This window comes from Streptomyces sp. NPDC031497 (assembly GCF_055580905.1).
Window position 1 is genome coordinate 45,720 of sequence record NZ_JBVIKO010000008.1, and the last position, 20,825, is coordinate 66,544.

The window sequence follows — 20,825 nt, forward strand, 5'->3', positions numbered from 1 at the left end:
CAACTCCGGGTCACGTGGCGGTCGTCGGGCGATGACCGCCGGGACACGAACTCGCCCTAGAACTTCGCTCGTTCAACACTTTTCCCACGCGAACCCACACGCTCACGCGCATCGGGCGCACCGGATGTTCGTGTGAACTCCGTTCCGGCCGCCGGGCCGTAGAACTCAAGAGAGGCACACCCATGCCGTCACCTGCCGGGCACCGCACCTCCTCACCGGCCCGTGGACTCGCCGTCGGCCGACGGGGATTCCTGAAGACCTCGCTCGGCGCGTCGACGGGTGTGCTGGCGGCCCCGACGTTCGCCGGCTGGCTCGCCGCCGCCGACGCCAAGGCCGCGACCGCCGCCCTCGCGTTCGTCGACGACTACAAGACGAACATCAGCACCAACCTGACCGCCGACACCAACGCGGTGGTCCGCATCCTCGGCGGCTTCGCGCGGATATGGAAGACGGGTTCCGCCTGGAACACCGGTACCGTGCTGCGCGCCGACATCCTGCGCGACAACATGCGTTACTGCGCCAAGATCACCGCCAAGCGCTCCGCCGCCGAGGCGAAGAAGGCGTTCCTCTACGACCGCCAGCACCAGAGCTACGCGATGATCGCCGGTCTCGGCCCGCTGGCGGACGTGTACAAGGCCGGTTCGCTCGCGGTCACCTCGATCACCAGCGCCCCCGACGGGACGCCCGCGACCACCGTCAACGACGCCGTCCCGGCCGACGCCCCGGCGGGCTCGACGCTCGGCGCCGGCTCGCACGACTCGGCGCTGGGCAAGGTCGCCGAGCTGGTCGACACCGTGCGCGGCAACTACGCCTCCGGCAACCCCTCCAAGTACGCCTACCAGTACCCGCGTCCGTGGCGCATGAACGAGGACAGCGAGGTCGTCGACACCGGCGCGACCGACGCCTACGGCTTCCCGGTCTACGACTCCGAGGTGGTCGTCGCCCCGCAGCTGCTGCGCCAGCGCAGCACCTCCCCGGTCGACGACGGCGGCTTCCCCTCCGGCCACACCAACGCCTTCCACCTGGCGGGCCTCGCCTACGCCTACGCGGTGCCGGAGCGCTTCCAGGAGCTGGTCGCCCGCGCCCTGGAGCTGAGCGACACCCGCATCATCGCCGGTATGCACAACACGGTCGACGTGATCGGCGGCCGCATCATGGCCACCGCCCTGGCCGCCGCCACCCTCGCCGACCCGGCCAACGCCGCCCTCAAGGCGGCCGCCCGCGCCCAGGCCCTCGCCTACTTCGAGGCGCGGACCGGCGCCACCGCCGACACCCTGTACGCCTACGCCCACTCGGCCGGCCCCGCCGCCGACCCGTACGCCGACCGCGCGGCCAACGAGCGCGCGGCCACCCCCCGGCTGACGTACATCCTGCGGCGGCAGGGCGGCGACCTGCCGCTCACCGTGCCCAAGGGCGCCGAGGTGCTCCTGGAGACCCGCCAGCCCTACCTCACCGCCGACCAGCGCCGCGAGGTGCTGCGCAGCACCGCCCTGCCCGCCGGCTATGTGCTGCTGGACGGCGTCGAGCAGTGGGGCCGCCTCAACCTGTTCGCCGCGGCCGACGGCTACGGCGCCTTCGACACGGACGTCACGGTCACCCTGGACGCGGCGGCCGGCGGCTTCTCGGCGGCCGACAGCTGGCGCCACGACATCGACGGCCACGGCGGCCTGACCAAGAAGGGCACCGGCACGCTGACGCTGACCGGCGACAACGGCTACCGGGGCGGCACCGTGGTGGCCGGGGGCACCCTGGTCGCCGCCTCGGACCAGGCGCTGGGCCGCGGCGACGTCCGGATCGAGGCCGGCACGCTGCGGGTGGCCGGGGACCTGTTCGTGCGGGGGACCTACACGCAGGACGCGGGCACCCTGGAAGTGGCCCTGGGGACGGGTCGTAAGGCGCCGCTCCAGGTCAAGCACCTGGCCGTGCTCGGCAAGGGCAGCACGCTGTCCCTGGAGCTCGACACCGAACATCCGCCGGCCGTGGGCCGCACCCTCCCGGTGCTCGACGCTCCCCGGCTGCGCGGACAGTTCGACCACATCGAGCTGAACTCCGACAAGCTGCGGGCCGTACCCGTGTACACGGCAGACGGTCTGTCGGTACGACTCGTGAAGCGGTGACGCGCCCGGTGGCGGGAGCGATGCGACAGTAGGGCCCATGACGGCCCGTGATCGTTCCCGTCACCGCGGGCCCGGTGTCCCCGCGGGGCGGATGATGGCAATCGAACAGCAGTCGGTCCTCGATCCCGGCCACCTCGACGACCCCGCACCCGCCCCACGGCCCGCACCCGCGGCCCGGCTGACCGCCGCCCTGCGCGCCCGCCGCCGGTGGCTGGTGCCGGTCCTGGTGGCGCTGCTGCTCGCCCAGATGGCGGTCGCGATGGTGACCACCGCGGTCCAGCAGACACCCACCATCGACGAGCCGGTCTACGTGGCCGCGGCCACCGACTACCTCCACGAGCACCGGCTGCGCTACAACCCCGAGCACCCGCCGCTCGGCAAGCTCGTCGTCATGGCCGGGATCGCGGTCGCCGACCCGCACTACGACCCGTCGTACCAGGGCGACCAGGGGCAGGTGGGCCGGCATCTGCTGTACGCGTCGGGCAACGACCCCTGGCGGCTGATGCTGTGGGCCCGGCTGCCGGTGATCGTGCTGACGCTGCTGTTCGCCCTGGTGGTCTTCGCCTTCGCCCGCGAGGTCCTCGGTACGGCCGCCGGGCTCCTCGCGCTCGCCCTGTACTGCTTCTCCCCCGACCTGATCGCGCACGGTTCGCTGGCCACCCTGGACGTGCCGTCGGCCGGGTTCGTGCTGACGTCGGCCTGGCTGCTGTGGCGGGCGCGCCGCCGCCCCCGGCTGTATCTGCCCCTCGCCGGGGCCGCTCTGGGCGCGGCGGTGGCGACGAAGATGAGCGTGCTGCCGGCGCTCCCGGTGCTGCCCGCGCTGGCGGTGCTGTCGGTGTGGGGTGTGCGCCCGGGCCGGGTACGGCGCGCGCTCACGGCCGCGGCGGTGGTGACGGCGACGGCGGTCGCCGTCGTGTGGCTCTCCTATCTGGCCGTCGATCCACGGCTGCGCTCCGTGTCCGCGGTGCCGGTCCCCGCGATCCACGGTCCGCGGGGCCTGCTGGTGGATCTGATGCCCTTTCCGCACGCCTACCGGGACGGCATGCGCCTGCAGTTCGGCCTGGAGGACTACCCCTGGCAGGGCTATCTGTTCGGGCACCTCTACACCGGTTCCCGGTGGTACTACCTGCCGGCCGCCCTGCTGGTGAAGACCCCGCTGGGCATGCTGGCGCTGTGGGCGGCCGGTGCGGTCGCGGTGGTGGCGGTACGGCGGCTGCGGCCGGCCGCGCCGTACGTGCTGCTGCCGCCGGCCGTGCTGCTGGCCTCGGCGATGACCGGGTCGCGGGACTTCGGGACGCGGTACGCGCTGTTCATGCCGATGTTCCTGGCGGTGGGCGGGGCTTCGGTGCTGGCGGTGCGGTGGCGGTGGTCACGGCCGGTGGGCGGGGCGCTGCTGCTGTTCGTCGCGGTGAGTTCGCTGCGGACGTTCCCGTTCTATCTGCCGTACTCCAACGAAGCGTTCGGCGGTCCGGCGAGGACGCATCTGCGGCTGCACGACTCCAACGTGGACTGGGGCCAGGACCTGGGCCGGCTCGCCGACCGGCTGCGGGAGCGCTACCCGGGCGAGCGGATCTGGCTGGTCTACAAGGGCAGTGGCATTCCGTCGTACTACGGCATCCACGCCACCGATCCCCGCACGGTGCCGCCCCGCGAGGTGCACGGGCTGCTGGTCGTCTCGGACTCGTCGGTCGCCAAGGCGCGGGGCAGACTGGCCGAATTGATCGACACCAGCCGTCCGGTCGATGATGTCGGGCATTCGATCACCATCTATCGGCGGTGACCGTACGATCCATCCGATCGACCGGCGACGACCACCGCAACCGTCGCCGGTGAGCACCGGAATCCCGGTGCGGTTTCCGCATCCTGTGCGTTCGGCGCCGGGACGGTCCGGCGTACCGCACAACCCCTGGTCACCACGGTCGGTGAGCTATGTTGAGTCCTCGTGGGAGACAAAGGAGGCGCTTCGGTGCCATCGCCGCAGCAGGCTCGCGCCCAGGCATCCGCGATCACCTCGGGCAAGACGGTGCCGGAGGCGGAGGCCGCGCCCACCTCCCAGCTCCGCGAGCTCTTCGACGGCCCCCGGCTCTCCCCCGGCCAGCGGCGCATCGCCCAGTACCTGATCGACCACATCACCGAGGCGGCCTTTCTGTCGATCACCGACCTCGCCGAGCGGGTCGGGGTCAGCCAGCCGTCGGTGACCCGGTTCGCGGGCGCGGTCGGCTTCAACGGCTACCCCGCGCTGCGTGAGCGGCTCCAGTCGATCGCGCTGCGCACCCTGGCGGGCGGCACCGGGGCCGCCACCGAGCAGCGCAGCAACGAACTCCAGGCGGCCGTCGACGCCGAGATCGAGAACCTGGAGAACCTGCGCCGGGACTTCGCCGACCCGGACCGGGTGATCTGGATCGGCCGCGAGCTGTCCCAGTCCTCCCCGCTGACCGTGCTCGGCCTGCGCATCTCCGTCTCGCTGGCGGAGTACTTCGCCTACGCCGCCCGCCGTATCCACCCCGACGTACGGCTGGTGACCCGGGGCGGCAGTGTGGCCTACGACGCGCTGCTGCAGTCGCGGGAGGCGGGCGGCACCTGGGTGCTGGCGTTCGGGATGCCGCGGCACGCGCAGGAGACGCTCACCGCGATCCAGGTGGCGCGCACCGCGGGTCTGCGGGTCGCGCTCGTGACCGACCTGGCGCTCGGCGCGCTGGCCGACGAGGCCGACGTCACCTTCAGCACCGGCATCGGGTCCCGCCTGGTCTTCGACACCTACGCGGCGCCCGGCCTGATGGCCGCCGCCCTGCTCCAGGCCATGACCGATGCCGACCCCGAGCGCACCCAGGCACGCCTGGAGGAGTACGAGCACGTCGCCGAGCAGCACCAGTTCTTCCTCAAGGACTGACCCGGGGCCCACCGGCCGTCCCTTCCTCTCCCCGCCGCAGCGGCCCGTAGCGGGATTATTCAGCGCAATTCACGCATGAATGTTTTCATACGTCTTGCAAACCGGATGGCATATATAAATACTGCTCACGGATCACCCCGGCACCCTCCGGGCACGTTCCGCACAAAGGACGCACCGCTCGCACCCGCCCCGAGAAAGCCGACGGACCGCCCATGCGCACGCAGCACCATCCGCAGTGCCGGCGGCCGACGCCCGGGGTCCCTGCACGGACACCCCCAGCCGCCGTCTCCTACCCGCGTCGGCGCCCGGGGTGTTCGAACGGGCATCGCCTGCGCGATTCGCCCGCGGCGGCTCCGGTCATCCCCTAGGCCGGAGCCGCCCAGACTTCCGTCGACCACCCTTTCCGACGCCGCACCCCGGAAGCGATGATCATGACCCTGACGACGACCACCCGCATCAGTCCCGACTGGCCCTGCCAGGTCAAGACGCCGGGCAGTTACGACTGGGAGCGCTCCGCCACCAAGTGGCTGCGCGAGCTGGTGCCGGCCCGCTACGCCAGCTACCCGGCGCTGATCCGGCACCCCGTGCTGCTCGCCCGGCACGCGCAGATCCAGGTCCAGCACGAGATCCGGGTGGCCCGCACGGCACTGCAGACCGCACGGGCCGAACTGCCCCTGCTGGGGCTGCCGGAGTCGGTCATCGAGCACACGATCAAGCTGTACGCGGCGGAGGTGCTGCAGCTCCAGCACATCGCGCGCAGCGTCCGCGTCGTCACCGAGGCGCTCGTCGGGCACAGTACCGGCCGCTGATCGTTCCGGTCCGATTCCGGTCCGGTTCCGGTCCGGGGATGCCCAGACCCTTCACTGATCTGGCACGGGTGTGATCGGACCCGCCCTCCTGTGCCATGCTCGATCCGTGATGAGCGAGCAAGCGCCGCCTGTCGGCAACGGCGCCGTCGCCGAGTCCGCGGCTCTGGCCAAGGTCGTGTCCCGGCAGCGCGCCGAACTGGACCGGCTGCGGGACCAGGTGGCCGTCTCCGCCGTGGTGGAGCGGGCCAAGGGCGCCCTGATGGCCACCACGGGCTGCTCCCCCGACGCCGCGCACGAGGCGCTTCTGCGGCGGGCCCAGGCCGGGAACCGCACGCTGCTGGAGGAGTGCTGGCTCACCCTCGGCGCCCTGGTGGCCGCCGTGCCCCCGGCCGTCGATCCCGGCACCGAACCGCCCGCCCCGGCGGAACCCCGCGTCTCGCCCGCCCCGCCCGGTACCGCCGAGACGCTCGGCCGCCTCAGCACGGCCCTGGTGCACGTCGGTACCCCGCAGGAGCTGGCCGGGACGCTGCTCGATCACCTGGCCCCCGGGGTCGGCGCCGACGCGGTGCTGCTGTACCGGCGGCCGCCCGGCCACGGGCTCGAACTCATCGGGTACGCCGGTGTCGACGCGACACTCGCCGCCCAGTGGCACCGGGTACCGCCGCTGAGCGGGTTCGCCCCGCTGGAGACCCTCAAGACCGGTGAGCCCCTCTGGCTGGAGCACTTCGCCCAGGACCGGCGGGACCACCGGCTCATCGACGAACCGCCCGGGCGCTGGCTGTCCCGGGCCTGGCTGCCGGTCACGACCGATGTGACCCTCGGTGTGCTGCGCCGGCGGGACGCGGTCTTCGTGCCGGCGGAACGCGAGCTGCTGCGGGCCGTCACCCGGCTGTGCGCGGGCCGGCTCACCGCTCTCGGCGCCCCGGCTGAACCGCCGGCCCCGGACTTCTGCGGGACGGCGCAGACGGTGCTGGACGCACTGCCGGGAGCGGCGGTCCTGCTGACCCCGCTGCGCACCGCCATCGGAGAGGTGGAGGACTACCGCATCGAGGCGGCCACCCCGAACGCCGTCGACATCTTCGGCCGCACCGGCCGCGAGCTGGTCGGCTCGCGCATCCTGGAGAGCTATCCCTCCGTCGCCGGGGAGTCGCTGTGGCAGGGGTACCTCAAGGCGCTCGACGGGGAGCCGTACGAGGGTGAGCCGTTCGTCCACGAGGAGGTCGTCGCGGGGACGACCGTGCGGGCCGCCTACTCGGTACGGGCCACGCGGCTCGGCGACGGGCTGCTGGTGACCTGGCTGCGGCACGACATGGAGGGGCGCCAGGAGCAGCGCCTGGCGGACGTGCAGCGGCTCGGCAACCTCGGCTGGGCGAACTGGAACCTGCTCACCCGTCAGGTCACCTGGTCGTCCCAGGTGTACACGATCCTGGGCCGCGACCCGGGGCGCGGTGCGGTCGCGCTCGACCAGCTGCCGGACCTGGTGCTGCCCGAGGACGCCCCCGCGCTGGCCCGCGCGGTCGCCGAACTCACCCGCACCGGCGGGTCGTTCGACGTTCCGTTCCGGATCAGGACCGGCAACACGGTACGGCATCTGCGGGCCGTCGCGGAGGGGGTGACCGCCGCGGACGGCATGGTCGTCGAGGTGCACGGCTTCGTCCAGGACCTCACCGCGCAACGCAGCGCCGAACTCGCCCTGGTGGACAGCGAGCGGGCGATGCTGGTGCAGCGCGGAGTCCTGGAGGCCGAGCGCGCGCTGGGCATCCGGCTCCAGCACGCGCTGCTCCCGCTGCCCGACGGGCCGGTTCAGCTGTGCGGACTGCGGGTCGAGGTCGCCTATCTGCCGGCGCAGGCGGGGGTGCATGTCGGCGGCGACTGGTTCAGCGCCATCGAACTTCCCGACGACTCGGCGCTGTTCGTCGTGGGCGACGTGGCGGGCCACGGTGTCGACGCCGTCGCGACCATGGCCCAGCTCCGGTTCACCGCCAAGGGCATGGTGACCACCGGCTCCTCGCTGACCGGTGCGCTCGCCCGGCTGAACTTCCTGCTCCTGCACTCGCGCGACAGCCAGTCCACCGCGACCCTCGTGCTCGCCCGGTACCAGCCCGCCGAGCACCGTCTCGTCTGGGCCCAGGCGGGTCACCTGCCGCCGCTGCTGGTGCGCGCGGGCGAGGTCCGGCGGCTCGACCGCCCCGACGGCATGCTGCTCGGGGCCTCGGCGGACCCGGTCTACGAGTCCGCCGAGTTCCGGCTGGAGCCCGGCGACCGGCTGCTGCTGTACACCGACGGCCTGGTGGAGCGGCTCGGTGAGGACATCGAACTGGGCCTGACCCGCCTGGCCGAGGCCGTCCGCACCCCCGAACCCGGGTCCCTGAACGCGCTGCTCGACGCGATGCTGGAGGGCGAACGGCGGGACGACGTGTGCGTGCTGGACATCCGGGTGCCGACGGCGGACGAGGAGTAGCGGAGCAGCCGCGGCGATCAGTCGTCGTCACGGTGCCGCCAGTACCAGAACAGGCCCACCACCAGGGCCAGCAGGAACACGGCGGGCAGCAGCAGGCCCGGGATGCGGGAGCCGTTCATCGGCATGGCCTTCGGGGTCGTACGGTGGGGACACGGCGGCACGGAGCTGCCGGGTGGCTGCCCATGGTGACGCCCGCTCCTCGCACGATCACGGCATTTTCCTGATCCATTGCCCGGCGTTCGAAGGTGCGCGCCGGACCGGCCGACCGGACCGTTCGTCCCCGCTCAGCCGTCCGTCGGGCTGGTGCGCGACTCCAGGGCGCTGCGGGTGTCGTCGCCGTAGACGCCGCGCTCGTCGCCGCTGATGCCGTACCAGATCTGGAAGCGCTCCACCGCCGCGGTGAGGGCGGCGTCGTACGTTCCGCCGGTGGAGCCGTCGCGGTAGACGTCCGGGATGCGCAGAAGGCGCTGCTCCAGGTCGACGACCTCGGGGCCGGTGTCGCCCTCGCGCAGGGTGCCGGCGCCGTCGGGGTCGGTGGAGGTGTCCGAGGCCGGTGGGGTGGTGACCGGGGCCGTGGTGGCGGACGGGGAGGGCTGGGCGGCCGCGGCGGTGCCCTCGCGGCCGGGCAGCAGCAGGGCGCAGCCGAAGCCGACCAGGGCGGCCGCACCGACGGCCACCACGGCGGCGGCCCGGCGCAGCCCCGGGCCGAAGCCGAAGGCATGGGACGAACGGGCGCCACGGCCGTGGCCGTGGCCACGCGGGCCGTCGACGACCGGTGGCAGCTCCTGGGTCTCGTCCTCCGTGCCGGCACCGGGCCAGCGGTCCCCGTCGAAGGCCTCGAAGTCCGCCGGACCCGGCTGCTTCCCAGCCTTCTTCCCGGCCTGTTTCCCCGTCTGCCTGCCGGTCTGTTTCCCGGTCTCTCTCGCCTTCTCGTCGGCCTCCGCCTCCTCGCGGATCTCGCGCATCAGCTCCGCGAGAGCGTCGAGTCGGCGGGGGCGAAGGACCCGGACCGGTTCCAGGATCGGCCCGCGGTGCGGCTGCTCAGGGTCGGGCGGTGTCGACACACTGCTCTCCTTCTACGTCCCGTGCGCACGGGTGTCCGCGATCCCCGAGAACACATACGGCGGGACCGGTCCGCCGGTTCAGACCGAGCAGGACCAGCGGAAGGGGAGTGCACTCAGTTCCCCGTCTGGCGTGCACTGAGTGCCATGAGGCGCGGTGGAATGCTACGTTCGCGTCCATGAGCTCCAGCAGCACGGCGCCGCCCGCGAAGCCACCCATGCGGGACGCCCTGATCGCGGCGGCCTTCCGGCTCTTCCTGGAGCACGGCTACGAGCAGACGACCGTCGACGACATCGTTGCCCTGGCCGGGGTCGGGCGGCGCTCGTTCTTCCGTTACTTCCCTTCCAAGGAGGACGTGGTCTTCCCCGACCACGAGGGCTGTCTGGCCGACATGACCGCCTTCCTGGCGGCGAGCGAGCCGGGGTGCGAGCCGGTGCGGCGGGTGTGCGACGCGGCGCGGCTGGTGCTGCGGATGTACGCGGAGAACCCCACGTTCTCGGTGCAGCGCTACCGGCTGACCAAGAAGGTGCCCGGGCTGCGCGCGTACGAACTGTCGGTGGTGTGGCGCTACGAGCGCGCCCTGGCCGAGTATCTGCGCGGCCGGTACGCCGGCCGCCCGGACGGGACGCTGCGGGCCGACGTGATCGCGGCGGCCGTGGTCGCGGCGCACAACAACGCCCTGCGCTCCTGGCTGCGTTCGGACGGCGAGGGCGACGCGGCGGCGACGGTCGACCACGCCCTCGGGTACGTACAGGCCGCGTTCGGTACCGAGGACGCCGGGCCCGCGCCGGACGGGACGTCGGCCGCGCTGTTCGGCGGGCCGGCGGGACACCCGGACGACGTGGTCGTCCTGGTCTCCCGGCGGGACGCCCCGCTGTGGCGGGTGGTGCAGGAGATCGAGACCGCGTTCGGCCGCGCCTGACGGGCCCCGGAACCCGGTGGCCGTCCGCAGAATCCTCGCAATTTTGGGGTACGCAGTGCCTTTACGGATGACACTGAGTGCCATACGCTGACGACGTGCACGGTGGCACGGCGAACCGGGCACATGCGTGCGCGGCCGGGTCCGGGCACGCGGGATTCGGGTTTCCGGGCGAGCGCAGGGAGTTGACCAGCGTGTACCACCACTCGGCGAGCGCCGCACAGTCGGCGGTCGGATTCGCGACGAGCGTTCTCGACCCCGCGCCCGCGGACCACCGCCACGCGGACCAGCACAAGGACGCCATCGTCTTCCAGCGCTGCACCTGGTGCGGCACCGCCACCTACCACCGGCTGCTGTGTCCGGTCTGCCAGGGCAGCGAACTGCGCACGGAGCGCAGCGAGGGCATCGGCACGGTCCGCCACTCCTCGGTGGTGCATCGCAACACGCCCGCCGCGCGCAATGTGTCCCTGATCGAGATGGCCGAGGGATTCGTCGTGCGGGGCCGCGTCATGGGCCCGCCGATCGGCATCCACAGCGGCGACCGGGTCAAGCTCTCCACGGCCAAGGACCCGGTGCGCGGCGAGCCGGTCTTCCAATTGCTCGACGAGCCGTACCGGGCGTGGAGCTGACGGTCGGGAATCCCGTCGCGCGGCAGCCGGCTCCCTGGGAGGGGATGCTCCGCCTCCCCTCCCGTGAGTAACCAATCCCTCTTCCGTAAGTAACCAATCCCTCTTCCTTCACAGGCAACCCACAGCCCCTGCTCCCCGTCCTCCGGGGCGCGAGGGGCTCCTCGGGACGGCCGGGGAGCCCGTGCTCGCCTTCCGAGGAGGGAACATTGGTCCGTACCCGGCGCATATGGGTCACCGCGGCCGCGGTGCTCGCGCTCGTGGGAGGGGTGTCCGGCACCGCCGCGCACGCCCGGCCGGCCCCGGCGGCCGCCGAGTCCGGCGGGAAACTGCCGCCGGGCTGGCGCATCGACGAGGGGCGTTCGGCGCCCCAACTGGTGTGGCGGTCCGGCAGACAGGTGCCGATGGGCGACGCAAGGGTGGAATTCCGGTCGGACGGACGGCTGTTGGGAGTGCCGAAGCCGGAGCGGGACGGACACACCTTCCGGCTCGGTCTCGACGCGGCCCGCACCGGTGAGCTGACAGACCTTCAGGTCTGGTCGGGCGGACGGCGGTTGGACACCCGGTCCGCGGCCACCGAGGCACCCGGGCCGGCCGCCCGGCCGCCGGCGCCACTGCCCGCCGGCCCGGTGGATCCGGGCAAGCCCGGCCGCTACCGCACGACCACCGGCGAGTACCGCCTCAAGTCGGTGCGCCTGCCCGGGTTCTCCGTCCCGGTCGAGATGAGCGCCGTGGTGGTCGCGCCCACCGGGGTCGCCGGCCCGCGCCCGCTCGCGCTGTTCCTGCACGGCCGCCACGCCACCTGTTACGCCCCGCACGGCGACGACGGGCAGGCCGTCGGCGCCTGGCCCTGCCCGGCCGGGACGCTCCCGATACCGAGCCATCGGGGCTACCTCCGCGACCAGCGGCTGCTGGCGTCCCAGGGTTATGTGACCGTGTCGATCTCGGCGAACGGGATCAACGGCCAGGACTGGCAGGCCGAGGACGGCGGCGCCCAGGCCCGTTCCTCACTGATCCGGCTGCACCTGGGCCACTGGGCCGACTGGGCGCGCAACCCGCGGCAGGCGCCCCGGATCGTGCGTGAGGCACCACGCGCCGACCTGTCCCGGGTGCTGCTGATCGGCCACTCGCGGGGCGGCGAGGGCGTGAACCGGGCCGCGCTGGACAGCCTCTACCCGCCGCCGGCCGACCAGGACGGCTACCACGGCAAGGTGCGCTGGCACATCAGCGGCACCGTGCTGATCGGCCCCACCGTCTTCGGCCAGAACCCGGTGCCGGACGTGCCCTCGCTGACCGTCCTGCCGGGCTGTGACGGCGATGTCTCCGACCTCCAGGGAGAGGTGTACGTCGACGGCACCCGCGCGGTCGGCGCCGGCAAAGCCCTGCACAGCGCGGTCTACGTGATCGGCGCCAACCACAACTTCTTCAACACCGAGTGGACGCCGGGGCAGGCGCAGGCCCCCGCGGAGGACGACTTCTACGACGACGCGGACCAGCGGGACCCGGTCTGCTCCACGAGGACCGCGACCCGGCTGACCGCCGACCAGCAGCACCGGGCGGGCTCGACGTACATCGCCGCGGCGGCCCGGCTGTTCGTCGCGGGTGACGACAAGGTCCGGCCGCTGCTGGACGGTTCGGGGCGGCGGGCGCCGTCGGCGGATCCGGCGCGTGTGCTCAGCCACGCGGTCGGCGCGAACCGTGGCGCCGGGTTCCTGCCGGACGGCAAGGTGACCGTGACCGGTGGCCGGCTGTGCGCCGCGGCCGATCCCGACCCGGCGGTGGCCTGTCTGGGCGAGGGCACCGTCGGCGGCTCGCCGCACTTCGCGCAGTGGGAGACGGCACGGGAGACAGGGCGGAACGCGGTCGCGCTGCGCTGGACGTCCGCGGGAGCGGCGACCCGCGTCCAGGTGGCGCGGCCGGTCTCCCTCCAGGGCGCCGACGCGCTCGCGCTCCGGGTCTTCGTGCCCCCGAACACCGAGGGCACCCGACTCGACGTGGCCGTCATCGACACCCACGGACGTACGGCGACACTGGGCCGGGTCCGGGTCGACGGGCTGCCCGGCAGCGAGCGCACCGCGTCCTACTGGGCGCGTGAACTGCGCGTACCGCTGACCGCCGCCCGCCGGGCCGGGGTCGACCTGCGCTCGGTCAAGTCCCTTGAACTGACCTCGCGTTCGGCCTCGGGCCAGGCCTGGCTGATGGACGCCTGGGGCTGGCGGCCGGGCACCCCGGTGGTACGGGCGGCGGCGCTGCCGCGCGTCGACGTCGGCCGTCTCACGGTCGACGAGGGCGACTCGGGTGTCCGCGCCTACCACGTTCCGGTGCGGGTGTCCGGGCAGGGCAGCGGCCAGATCCGCATGTACGTCGTGGACCCGGCGACCGGTACCGCGCAGGACCGCCTGGTCACCGTGCGGCCCGGCGGCCACGCGGTCGACGTGCCGGTCGAGGTGCGGGGCAACACCCGCTACGGCGCCGACCTCTCGTACGACGTGCTGGTCAAGGCCGTCCACGGGGCGGTCGTCGGCTCCTACCGGGGCGGGCTGACCGTGCACGACGACGATCCGGCGCCCGCGGTCACCGTGACCCCGCTCGCGGACAAGGTGACGGAGGGCTCTGCGCTGAAGTGGCGGATCTCGCTGTCGGAGGCCGCGGACACGGACATCGGTGCGCTGTTCGTCCCGGTCCGGCCCGATGGCGGCGCTCCCGAGCTGTCCACCAAGGACGTCGATCCGCACTGGCTGGCCGACGCCTCCGGCGCCGAACCGGACCCGGAGCGGCCGCTGTCCACGGTGGACGGTCTCTATCTGTGGCTGGACGTACCGGCCGGGCAGACCAGCCTCGACGTGACCGTGCCCACCGTCGAGGACCGGGCCGGTGAGCCGGCCGAGTCGGTCAGCTTCCGGCAGACCGGCGACGACGGCGAACCGCTGCCGGGCGGTCTGGCGCTGAACGGCACGGTGCTGGACGCCTCGTAGCGCTCCTCCGCGCGGCCGGACGCGTCTCGCGCTCCTCGCGCCCTGGGGAGATACGGCCTCCTCAGGGCGCGAGGGTCACCCGGATACCGACGCTGCCCTCGCGGCCGCGCCGCAGCCTGCTGCCGAGCAGGGTGAGCCGGCCGGTGATGCCGTACTTGCGGGCGATGAGGTCGCGGTAGCGGGCGGTGGTGGCCTCGTCGGCGATCTCGGCGGTGGCCGGGACCGGGTCGCCGGTCGGGCGTCCGCGCAGGTCGCAGGGGCCGACCCGGACATCGGCGCGGCGGCGGATCCGCTTGACCTTCCAGGTGTCGGCGGCCGTCCAGACGCCGAGTGTGTCTCCGTCCCGCACCACCCAGACCGGGGTGGGGACAGGGCTGCCGTCCTTGCGATAGCTGGTGACGAGCAGGTACTTGCCGGCGCCGAGCCGGTCGAGGTCGGTCCCGGTGGTGTCGTCCATGCGGGAAGTGTAGGGGTCGCCCCCGCCGCGCCGCGCCTCAGACCAGGGCCGTAGCCATCCGCCGTACCGCTTCCGTGATCACCTCGGGCGAGGTGGCCAGGTTGAGCCGTACGTGCCCGGCGCCGCCCGTGCCGAAGGGGATCCCGGAGTTGACGGCGACCCGGCCGCGCGCCAGGAAGACCTCGGCCGGGTCGTCGCCGAGTCCGAGGGCGCGGCAGTCGAGCCAGGCGAGGTAGGTGGCCTCGGCGGGCCGGTACCCGACGGCGGGCAGGTGGTGGTCGAGGAGGCCGGCCAGCAGCCGCCGGTTCTCGTCCAGGCCGACGAGCAGGGCGTCCAGCCAGGCGGTGCCGTCGGCGAGGGCGGCCGTGTGCGCGATGACGCCGACATGACTGGGGCCGTGGCTCACCTCCTCCGGCATCCGGGCGAGGTCGGCGGCGGCCCCGGGTCCGGCGACGGCGAGCGCGGCCTTGAGGCCCGCCAGGTTCCAGGCCTTCGAGGCCGACATCAAGGACAGGCCGCGCTCGGCGCCCGGCACGCTCAGATACGGCACGAAGTCGACGCCGGGCGCGGTGAGCGGGGCGTGGATCTCGTCGGCGACGACCCGGACGCCGTACCGCTCGGCGAGTTCGGTCACGGCGGTGAGTTCCTCGGCGGTGTGGACGGTGCCGGTCGGGTTGTGCGGGCTGCACAGCAGATGGGCGGCCCGCCGGCCGCCGAGCCCGCGGAACGCTTCCGCCAGGACGTCGAGGTCGATACGTCCGTCGGCGCCGAGCGGGGCCTCCACCACCCGCCGGTCCATGTGCGCGATGAACTGGTAGAACGGCGGATACACCGGCGAGTTGACGACCACCGGATCGCCGGGCCCGGTGACCAGTCTCAGCATCTCGACCACCCCGAGCATCACGTCGGGGACGATCGCGGTGCGGGCCACGTCCAGCCCGTGCCAGCCCCAGCGTTTGGCGGCGAACGCGGCGAGCGCCTCGGCGTAGCCGGTGCCCGCCGGGTAGCCGGTGTCCCCGAGTTCCATCGCGTCCGTGACCGCGCGGACGACCGGCACGGCGAGCGGCACGTCCATCTCCGCCACCCACACCGGGAGCACGTCCTGCGGATAGGTGCGCCATTTCATGCTGGTACGGCGTCGCAGCCGGTCGAGGGTGAGAGCGCGCAGCGGGTTCGGTTCGTCCGGGTTCTCCTGCTGGATGCTGGTCATGGGGTCAAGATAGGCGGCCCCGGAGTGTCCGGGAACGCGCCCGGACGGCCAAGTCGTACCGCCACGGGATCGCAAAGATCACCGTCGTGGTGAACACCCCCGCGCCCGGCCCCGTATGAAGAGCAGGGCGCTCGACGACCGGAGGGCCCCGCGGTGTCCGCACCGCGCGTTCGGGGTTTCGGGAGCCATGGATGAGGCACGCACGACGACGAGTCGTCCGGCGGGGGACACAGCTGGCGGCGGTCGGCGGACTCCTTCTGGGAGGCGCGATGGTCACCACGGCCATGGCGAGCGAGACTCCCGGTACGTCCGCCGTCCCGTTCAGTTCCGCGACGCAGGCCGGTGACACCGGCGCCGCACTGGTGGCCAAGCTCGGTACGGCCCGTACGGCGGGCAGTTGGATCGGCGCCGACGGCAAGCCGGTGGTCGCGGTGACCGACGAGCGGGCCGCGGCGATGGTGAAGCAGGCGGGCGCCGAGCCCAAGATGGTGTCGCACAGCATGAACGAGCTGAAGGCGGCCACCGCCACGCTCCGTGGGGCGCCGCGGGTGGCCGGCACCGCGTGGGCGGTGGACTACCGGACCAACCGGGTGATGGTGGAGGCCGACAGCACGGTCTCCGCCTCCGACTGGTCGGACCTGAGCCGGGTCGCCGCGGGCATCGGCACCTTTGTGCAGATGCAGCGCTCTCAGGGCACGTTCACCCCCCGGCTCAACGGGGCGCAGCCGATCCTGTCGACGGGCGGCCGCTGTTCGGCGGGGTTCAACGTCACCAACGGAACGACCGACTTCATTCTCACCGCCGGTCACTGCGGACCGGCCAACACCATCTGGTTCGACGAGGGCGAGGGCAACAACCAGCAGGTGGGCACCACGATCAACACGCAGTTCCCGGGCAATGACTTCTCGCTGATCCAGTACGCCGGCGGGAAGGCCGGTGACAACTCCGACGTGGTCGCCATCGGCAATGGCCAGGGCGTGCGGATCACGGGGGCGGCCGATCCGACGGTCGGGCAGAAGGTGTTCCGCAGCGGCTCCACCAGCGGGCTGCACGACGGCACGGTGACCGCCCTCAACGCCACCGTCAACTATCCGGAGGGAACGGTCACCGGGCTCATCCAGACGAACGTGTGCGCCGAACCGGGCGACAGCGGCGGTCCGTTGTTCTCGGAGGGCATCGCGCTGGGCGTGACCTCGGGCGGCAGCGGTGACTGCACCACGGGCGGGGTGACGTTCTTCCAGCCGGTGACCCGGGCGATGGCGGCGCTGAACGTGCGGTTGGTCGGGTCGGCGCAGAACGCGGCCGGGGGCCAGGCTGCCTCGCCGGCGCCGTCGGCGGCAGCGACCCACAGTGCGATCGCGCCGAGCGCGGCCTCGCCGGGTTCGTCGGCACCGGTCGCCTCGGGCGACACCGGTCTGGTCGCCCGGCTCACGGACACCCGTAATGTCGGTCCGGGTCTGCTGGTGATCGGGGGCAGCCTGGTCGCCCTGGTCGCGACCCGCTACTTCCGCGCGGAGCAGGACCGCAAGGCGTACCAGCGCTACTACTCGGCTACTTGGGGCTGACGGCTGGGACCGGGGGCCTGGGGCCCGGTGCTGTGGAAGGGCCCACGGGTCTACGAGAAGGGCACCCGTCCCGACGGGTGCCCGGGACGGGCGGTCAGACCGCCTGGTCCGGCTGGTGCGGGGACGCGGCCGCCCATTCGAGGACGAGCCGGCGGTATTCCTCGCGCTGCTCGGTGCTCAGTGTCCCGCCCGACCGGAGCCACAGGGCCCGGATCTCCTCGTTGACCTCGTCGGCCGATCGCTCGGTGACGGCTTCAACAGTGGTGGACATGGTGTGAAGCATATGCCGATCGACGTGAAGGCGCCGTGAGTAAGTACGACCGATATGGACATATCGGACCGTGTTAATCATCACGTCAATGAGTCGAGGGGAAAAGGGAGTTAGATACCGGACGACGGCGGACGTCCGGGCGGAAACGGCAGTTCAGCCCTCGTCCCCGCCGAGCACCAGCACCTGGATCGCCAGGACGGCTGCTCCGCGCGCCCAGTCGTGGAAGTCGGAGACCTTGGTCTCCAGGCCGATCGGCGCCGCGAGCGGATGCCGGTGGGCGCGGACGGTGTCCCGCACCGTGTCCCCGGCCACCTCCATCAGGCCGACCCCTTCTCCGGCGAGCAGGATCTTCTGCGGCATGGCGAAGTTGGCGATGTGCGCGAGCAGGGTGCCCAGCGCCCGGCCGGCCTCGCCGATCACCCGCGCGGCCATCGGCTCGCCCTCCGCGGCGCGCGCGAGGATCTCCTCGTAGGACGCGTCGTGGCCGGTGGCGGCCCTGATCTGGTAGCGGATGCTGGGGATGGTGAGCAGCGACACGGCACTGCCGCGCTCACCTTGCGGGGTCAGCGGGCCCTGCGGGTCGATGATCCAGTGCCGGCCGAAGCCCCGGTCCTCCTCGGCGTACGGCACCCGCCGGCCGCCGAGCACCAGCCCGTAGCCGATACCGGCGCCGATGGTCAGGACGACGAACCGGTCGACCCCCCGGCCGGCGCCGAACCAGGTCTCGGCCTCGACCAGGGCGGCCACGTCGTTCTCCACCACGACCGGCAGCCCGGTGCGCCGCCGCACCAGCTCGGCCAGCGGGACGTCACGCCAGCGCAGGTACGGCGACTCGCCGACCACCGCGTGCTCGCGCACGAACCCGCCGACGCCGATGCCGATGCCCGCGACGGCGGGGTGCCGGACGGCCAGCTCCGCGGCCATCCTGGCCAGGAGGTCGGCGACTTCCTCGGGGTCGTGGCTGGTGAGCGGCCACTCGAGGCGGGCGACGATGTCGCTGCGCAGGGTGGTGACGACGCCGTACACGGTCTCGTCGGTGACCTTGAAGCCGAGGAAGAAGCGGGACTCGGCGACCACGTCCAGCGGCTGCGAGGGGCGGCCCTGGCGCGCTTCCGCGGGGGCGCCCGCCCAGGGGGCCTCGACGAGCAGCCCGGACTCGATGAGCGGCTTGGTGAGGCGGGTGAGGCTGCCCTGGGAGAGGTTCAGCCGGCGGGCCAGCCCGGTGCGCGACAGCGGGCCGTGCACGAGCACCTCGATCGCCACGGAGCGCTCCGCGGGGCTCAGCGGCAGCCAGTCGGTCACGGCATCCCTTTCCTTCCGGAACTGAAGTAACCCGGCCACCCTACTGTGCGCCGGGTGCGCCGCAGAAGCGCCCTTCTGCCGTCCTTCCTACTTCCTTCCGCCCCTTGACGGCGAGATTCTTCCGAAGCAAAAGTAACCACCATGACTTTCTCACTCGGCATCGTCGGCGCCGGCCAGTTCTCCGGCCAGTTCGCCACCCTGTTCCAGGCCCATCCCGGCGTCGGCGACGTGTACGTCACCGACCTGCTGCCCGAGCGGGCGGAGCGGCTCGCCGCCGCCCAGAGCCTGGCGGGGACCTTCCCGTCGTACGAGGCGATGCTGGAGTCGGCGGACGTCGACGCGGTCGCGATCTTCACCCAGCGCTGGACGCACGGCCCGCTGGTCCTGGCGGGCCTGAACGCCGGCAAGCACGTGTACTCGGCGGTCCCCATGGCGATCACCGCCGAGGAGATCGCTGCGATCATCGACGCGGTCAAGGCGACCGGCCTGACGTACATGATGGGCGAGACCAGCCAGTACAACCCGGCGACCGTGCACGCCCGCAACCAGATCGCCGAGGGCGCCTTCGGGCGGCTGTTCTACGCCGAGGGCGACTACGTCCACGACATGGACCTGGGCTTCTACGACGCGTACCGCTACAGCGGCGGCGAGAACTGGAAGGCGACCGCCAGCTATCCCCCGCTGCTCTACCCGACGCACGCGGTGGGCGGGGTGCTCGGCGCCTGGCAGACGCACGCGGTGAGCGTGTCGGCGATCGGGGTGGTGGACGACCGCGGCGACGGCGTCTTCGACAAGGACGTCAGCCAGTTCGGCAACGACGTGTCCAACGCCACCGCGCTGTTCGAGGTCGCGGGCGGCGGGTCGTTCCGTACGAACGAGTTCCGGCGGGTGGGCTATCCGTCGCACATCCGCGAATCGCGCTTCCGGTTCTTCGGGACCGAGGCCAGCATGGAGCAGCTGGCGACGGTGGCGCTGTGGCAGGACAAGAAGGGCGTGAAGGACATCAGCGAGCTCCTGGAGCCCAAGCCCACCATGTCGTCCGACGACCCCTCGCTCCAGCACATCGCGCCGGAGCTGCGCGCGGCCTTCACCTCGGGGTCGGCGCCGGTGCACGACCGGGCGCGGCTGCCGCGGGAGTTCGACACGCTGCACAACGGGCACGAGGGCAGCCACCACTTCCTGGTCGACGACTTCGTGACGGCCGTCAACACGCGCGCCCTGCCGACGGTCAACGCGTGGGTCGCCGCCCGCTACACCCTGCCGGGCATCATCGCGCACGAGTCCGCGCGGCAGGGCGGGGCCAGGCTGGAGATCCCGGACTTCGGGGACGCCCCGGAGAGCTGAGCCGGGGCGCCGGGCGGGGCCGGGTACCGTCAGGTGCCCGGCTTGCGGCCGTACACGTAGACGTCGTCGCCGTTCTTCAGCAGGGACCAGTACTTCTTGGCGTCCTTGGTGGTCATGTTGACGCAGCCGTGCGAGCCCGGCGGGTTCCACATGCTGAGACCCACCGAGTGGAAGGCCTGGCCGCCGTCGAAGAACTGGCTGTAGGGCATCGGGACGTTGTACACCGACGAGACGTGGTCGATGTCACGCCAGTAGATCTTCTTCAGACCGGTCCGGGTCTCGTAGCCGTTGCGGCCGGTACGGACCGGCACCGGGCCGTAGACCAGCTTGTTGCCGTCCTGGACCCAGCTCAGCTGGAGCGTGAGGTTCACGCAGGCGATGCGCCCCTTGTTGGTGGGGCACTTGCCGTCCTTGTTCGGCTTGTCGCCGACGGCCTTCTGCTTGTTCATCAGGTCCATCACGCCCCAGGTGACGGGGCCGGCGTAGCCGATGTCGGGCGTGATGCCGTGCTTGTCCTGGAAGGCCTTGATCGCCTTGCAGTCGGCGGCGGACTGCTTGCCGTCCACCGGCCGGCCGAGGAACTTCTCCACCTGCTTCTGGTACGGCCCGGCCTGCGTGGTGCAGCTCGCGGCCTGGGCCGGGGCGGAGGTGAGGGCGAGCGTGAGCGGTGCCACGAGCCCGGTGACGCCGAGTACGACGGCACCTCGTCTGCGTATGTCCCCCATGTGAAGTCTGTCTCCTTCCTGTGTCCTGCGATCTCGTGGTCCTAGACCGGCCGATCGAGGGCATTGGTTGTAGCACCGGCCAGGCTGTGACG

The 20,825-nt window shown here is 72.5% G+C and carries 16 protein-coding genes; 10 read left to right on the forward strand and 6 right to left on the reverse strand.

Annotated elements, in window-relative coordinates; translation table 11 throughout:
* The first annotated feature begins 182 nt into the window (after window positions 1-182).
* From ACZ5K7_RS18245 to ACZ5K7_RS18265, 5 genes are all read left to right on the forward strand, one after another.
* Window positions 183-2,117 carry a phosphatase PAP2 family protein gene (locus ACZ5K7_RS18245; RefSeq protein WP_468914565.1) on the forward strand — a complete coding sequence of 645 codons (1,935 nt, stop codon included), beginning with the start codon at window positions 183-185 and terminating at the stop codon, window positions 2,115-2,117.
* Between the two features lie 91 nt (window positions 2,118-2,208).
* A complete protein-coding gene (locus tag ACZ5K7_RS18250) occupies window positions 2,209-3,897 on the forward strand; it encodes a phospholipid carrier-dependent glycosyltransferase (RefSeq protein WP_450971918.1) in 1,689 nt (562 codons plus the stop codon).
* Between the two features lie 186 nt (window positions 3,898-4,083).
* Complete coding sequence (locus ACZ5K7_RS18255) at window positions 4,084-5,007, forward strand: MurR/RpiR family transcriptional regulator (RefSeq protein WP_351696860.1); 924 nt, start codon at window positions 4,084-4,086, stop codon at window positions 5,005-5,007.
* A gap of 425 nt (window positions 5,008-5,432) precedes the next feature.
* Entirely contained in the window at window positions 5,433-5,816 is a 384-nt protein-coding gene (locus ACZ5K7_RS18260; protein ID WP_351696863.1) for a hypothetical protein, read from the forward strand.
* A 109-nt stretch (window positions 5,817-5,925) separates the two neighbouring features.
* Entirely contained in the window at window positions 5,926-8,277 is a 2,352-nt protein-coding gene (locus ACZ5K7_RS18265) for a SpoIIE family protein phosphatase (RefSeq protein WP_468914567.1), read from the forward strand.
* A gap of 284 nt (window positions 8,278-8,561) precedes the next feature.
* Here the strand turns inward: ACZ5K7_RS18265 and ACZ5K7_RS18270 are convergent, their stop codons facing one another.
* Window positions 8,562-9,341, reverse strand: coding sequence for a peptidoglycan-binding protein (locus ACZ5K7_RS18270; RefSeq protein WP_468914569.1), 780 nt, complete (start codon window positions 9,339-9,341; stop codon window positions 8,562-8,564).
* A 176-nt stretch (window positions 9,342-9,517) separates the two neighbouring features.
* Between ACZ5K7_RS18270 and ACZ5K7_RS18275 the strand changes: the two genes are divergently transcribed.
* From ACZ5K7_RS18275 to ACZ5K7_RS18285, 3 genes are all read left to right on the forward strand, one after another.
* A complete protein-coding gene (locus tag ACZ5K7_RS18275) occupies window positions 9,518-10,261 on the forward strand; it encodes a TetR family transcriptional regulator (RefSeq protein WP_468914570.1) in 744 nt (247 codons plus the stop codon).
* Window positions 10,262-10,452: 191 nt separating this feature from the next.
* Window positions 10,453-10,887: a Zn-ribbon domain-containing OB-fold protein gene (locus ACZ5K7_RS18280; RefSeq protein WP_351697253.1), complete on the forward strand. Its 435-nt coding sequence runs from the start codon at window positions 10,453-10,455 to the stop codon at window positions 10,885-10,887.
* Between the two features lie 206 nt (window positions 10,888-11,093).
* Window positions 11,094-13,859, forward strand: a complete 2,766-nt coding sequence (locus tag ACZ5K7_RS18285) for an alpha/beta hydrolase (protein WP_468914572.1) — start codon at window positions 11,094-11,096, stop codon at window positions 13,857-13,859.
* Between the two features lie 61 nt (window positions 13,860-13,920).
* Here the strand turns inward: ACZ5K7_RS18285 and ACZ5K7_RS18290 are convergent, their stop codons facing one another.
* Window positions 13,921-14,316: a PPOX class F420-dependent oxidoreductase gene (locus ACZ5K7_RS18290; protein WP_468914574.1), complete on the reverse strand. Its 396-nt coding sequence runs from the start codon at window positions 14,314-14,316 to the stop codon at window positions 13,921-13,923.
* A 37-nt stretch (window positions 14,317-14,353) separates the two neighbouring features.
* Window positions 14,354-15,526: a MalY/PatB family protein gene (locus ACZ5K7_RS18295; RefSeq protein WP_450971916.1), complete on the reverse strand. Its 1,173-nt coding sequence runs from the start codon at window positions 15,524-15,526 to the stop codon at window positions 14,354-14,356.
* Window positions 15,527-15,717: 191 nt separating this feature from the next.
* Between ACZ5K7_RS18295 and ACZ5K7_RS18300 the strand changes: the two genes are divergently transcribed.
* Complete coding sequence (locus tag ACZ5K7_RS18300) at window positions 15,718-17,091, forward strand: S1 family peptidase (protein ID WP_351696882.1); 1,374 nt, start codon at window positions 15,718-15,720, stop codon at window positions 17,089-17,091.
* 94 nt (window positions 17,092-17,185) lie between these two features.
* Here the strand turns inward: ACZ5K7_RS18300 and ACZ5K7_RS18305 are convergent, their stop codons facing one another.
* Both ACZ5K7_RS18305 and ACZ5K7_RS18310 read right to left on the reverse strand, forming a co-directional pair.
* On the reverse strand, window positions 17,186-17,374 hold the full coding sequence (locus ACZ5K7_RS18305; protein WP_351696884.1) for a hypothetical protein: 189 nt from the start codon (window positions 17,372-17,374) through the stop codon (window positions 17,186-17,188).
* A 141-nt stretch (window positions 17,375-17,515) separates the two neighbouring features.
* Window positions 17,516-18,664 (reverse strand): ROK family transcriptional regulator, encoded by a 1,149-nt coding sequence (locus ACZ5K7_RS18310; RefSeq protein WP_351696887.1) that lies wholly within the window; start codon window positions 18,662-18,664, stop codon window positions 17,516-17,518.
* Window positions 18,665-18,805: 141 nt separating this feature from the next.
* Between ACZ5K7_RS18310 and ACZ5K7_RS18315 the strand changes: the two genes are divergently transcribed.
* Window positions 18,806-20,008 carry a Gfo/Idh/MocA family protein gene (locus tag ACZ5K7_RS18315; RefSeq protein ID WP_351696889.1) on the forward strand — a complete coding sequence of 401 codons (1,203 nt, stop codon included), beginning with the start codon at window positions 18,806-18,808 and terminating at the stop codon, window positions 20,006-20,008.
* A gap of 29 nt (window positions 20,009-20,037) precedes the next feature.
* On the opposite strand, the gene ACZ5K7_RS18320 is transcribed toward ACZ5K7_RS18315, so the two are convergent.
* Window positions 20,038-20,733, reverse strand: coding sequence for a L,D-transpeptidase family protein (locus ACZ5K7_RS18320; protein ID WP_351696891.1), 696 nt, complete (start codon window positions 20,731-20,733; stop codon window positions 20,038-20,040).
* Window positions 20,734-20,825: the final 92 nt, after the last annotated feature.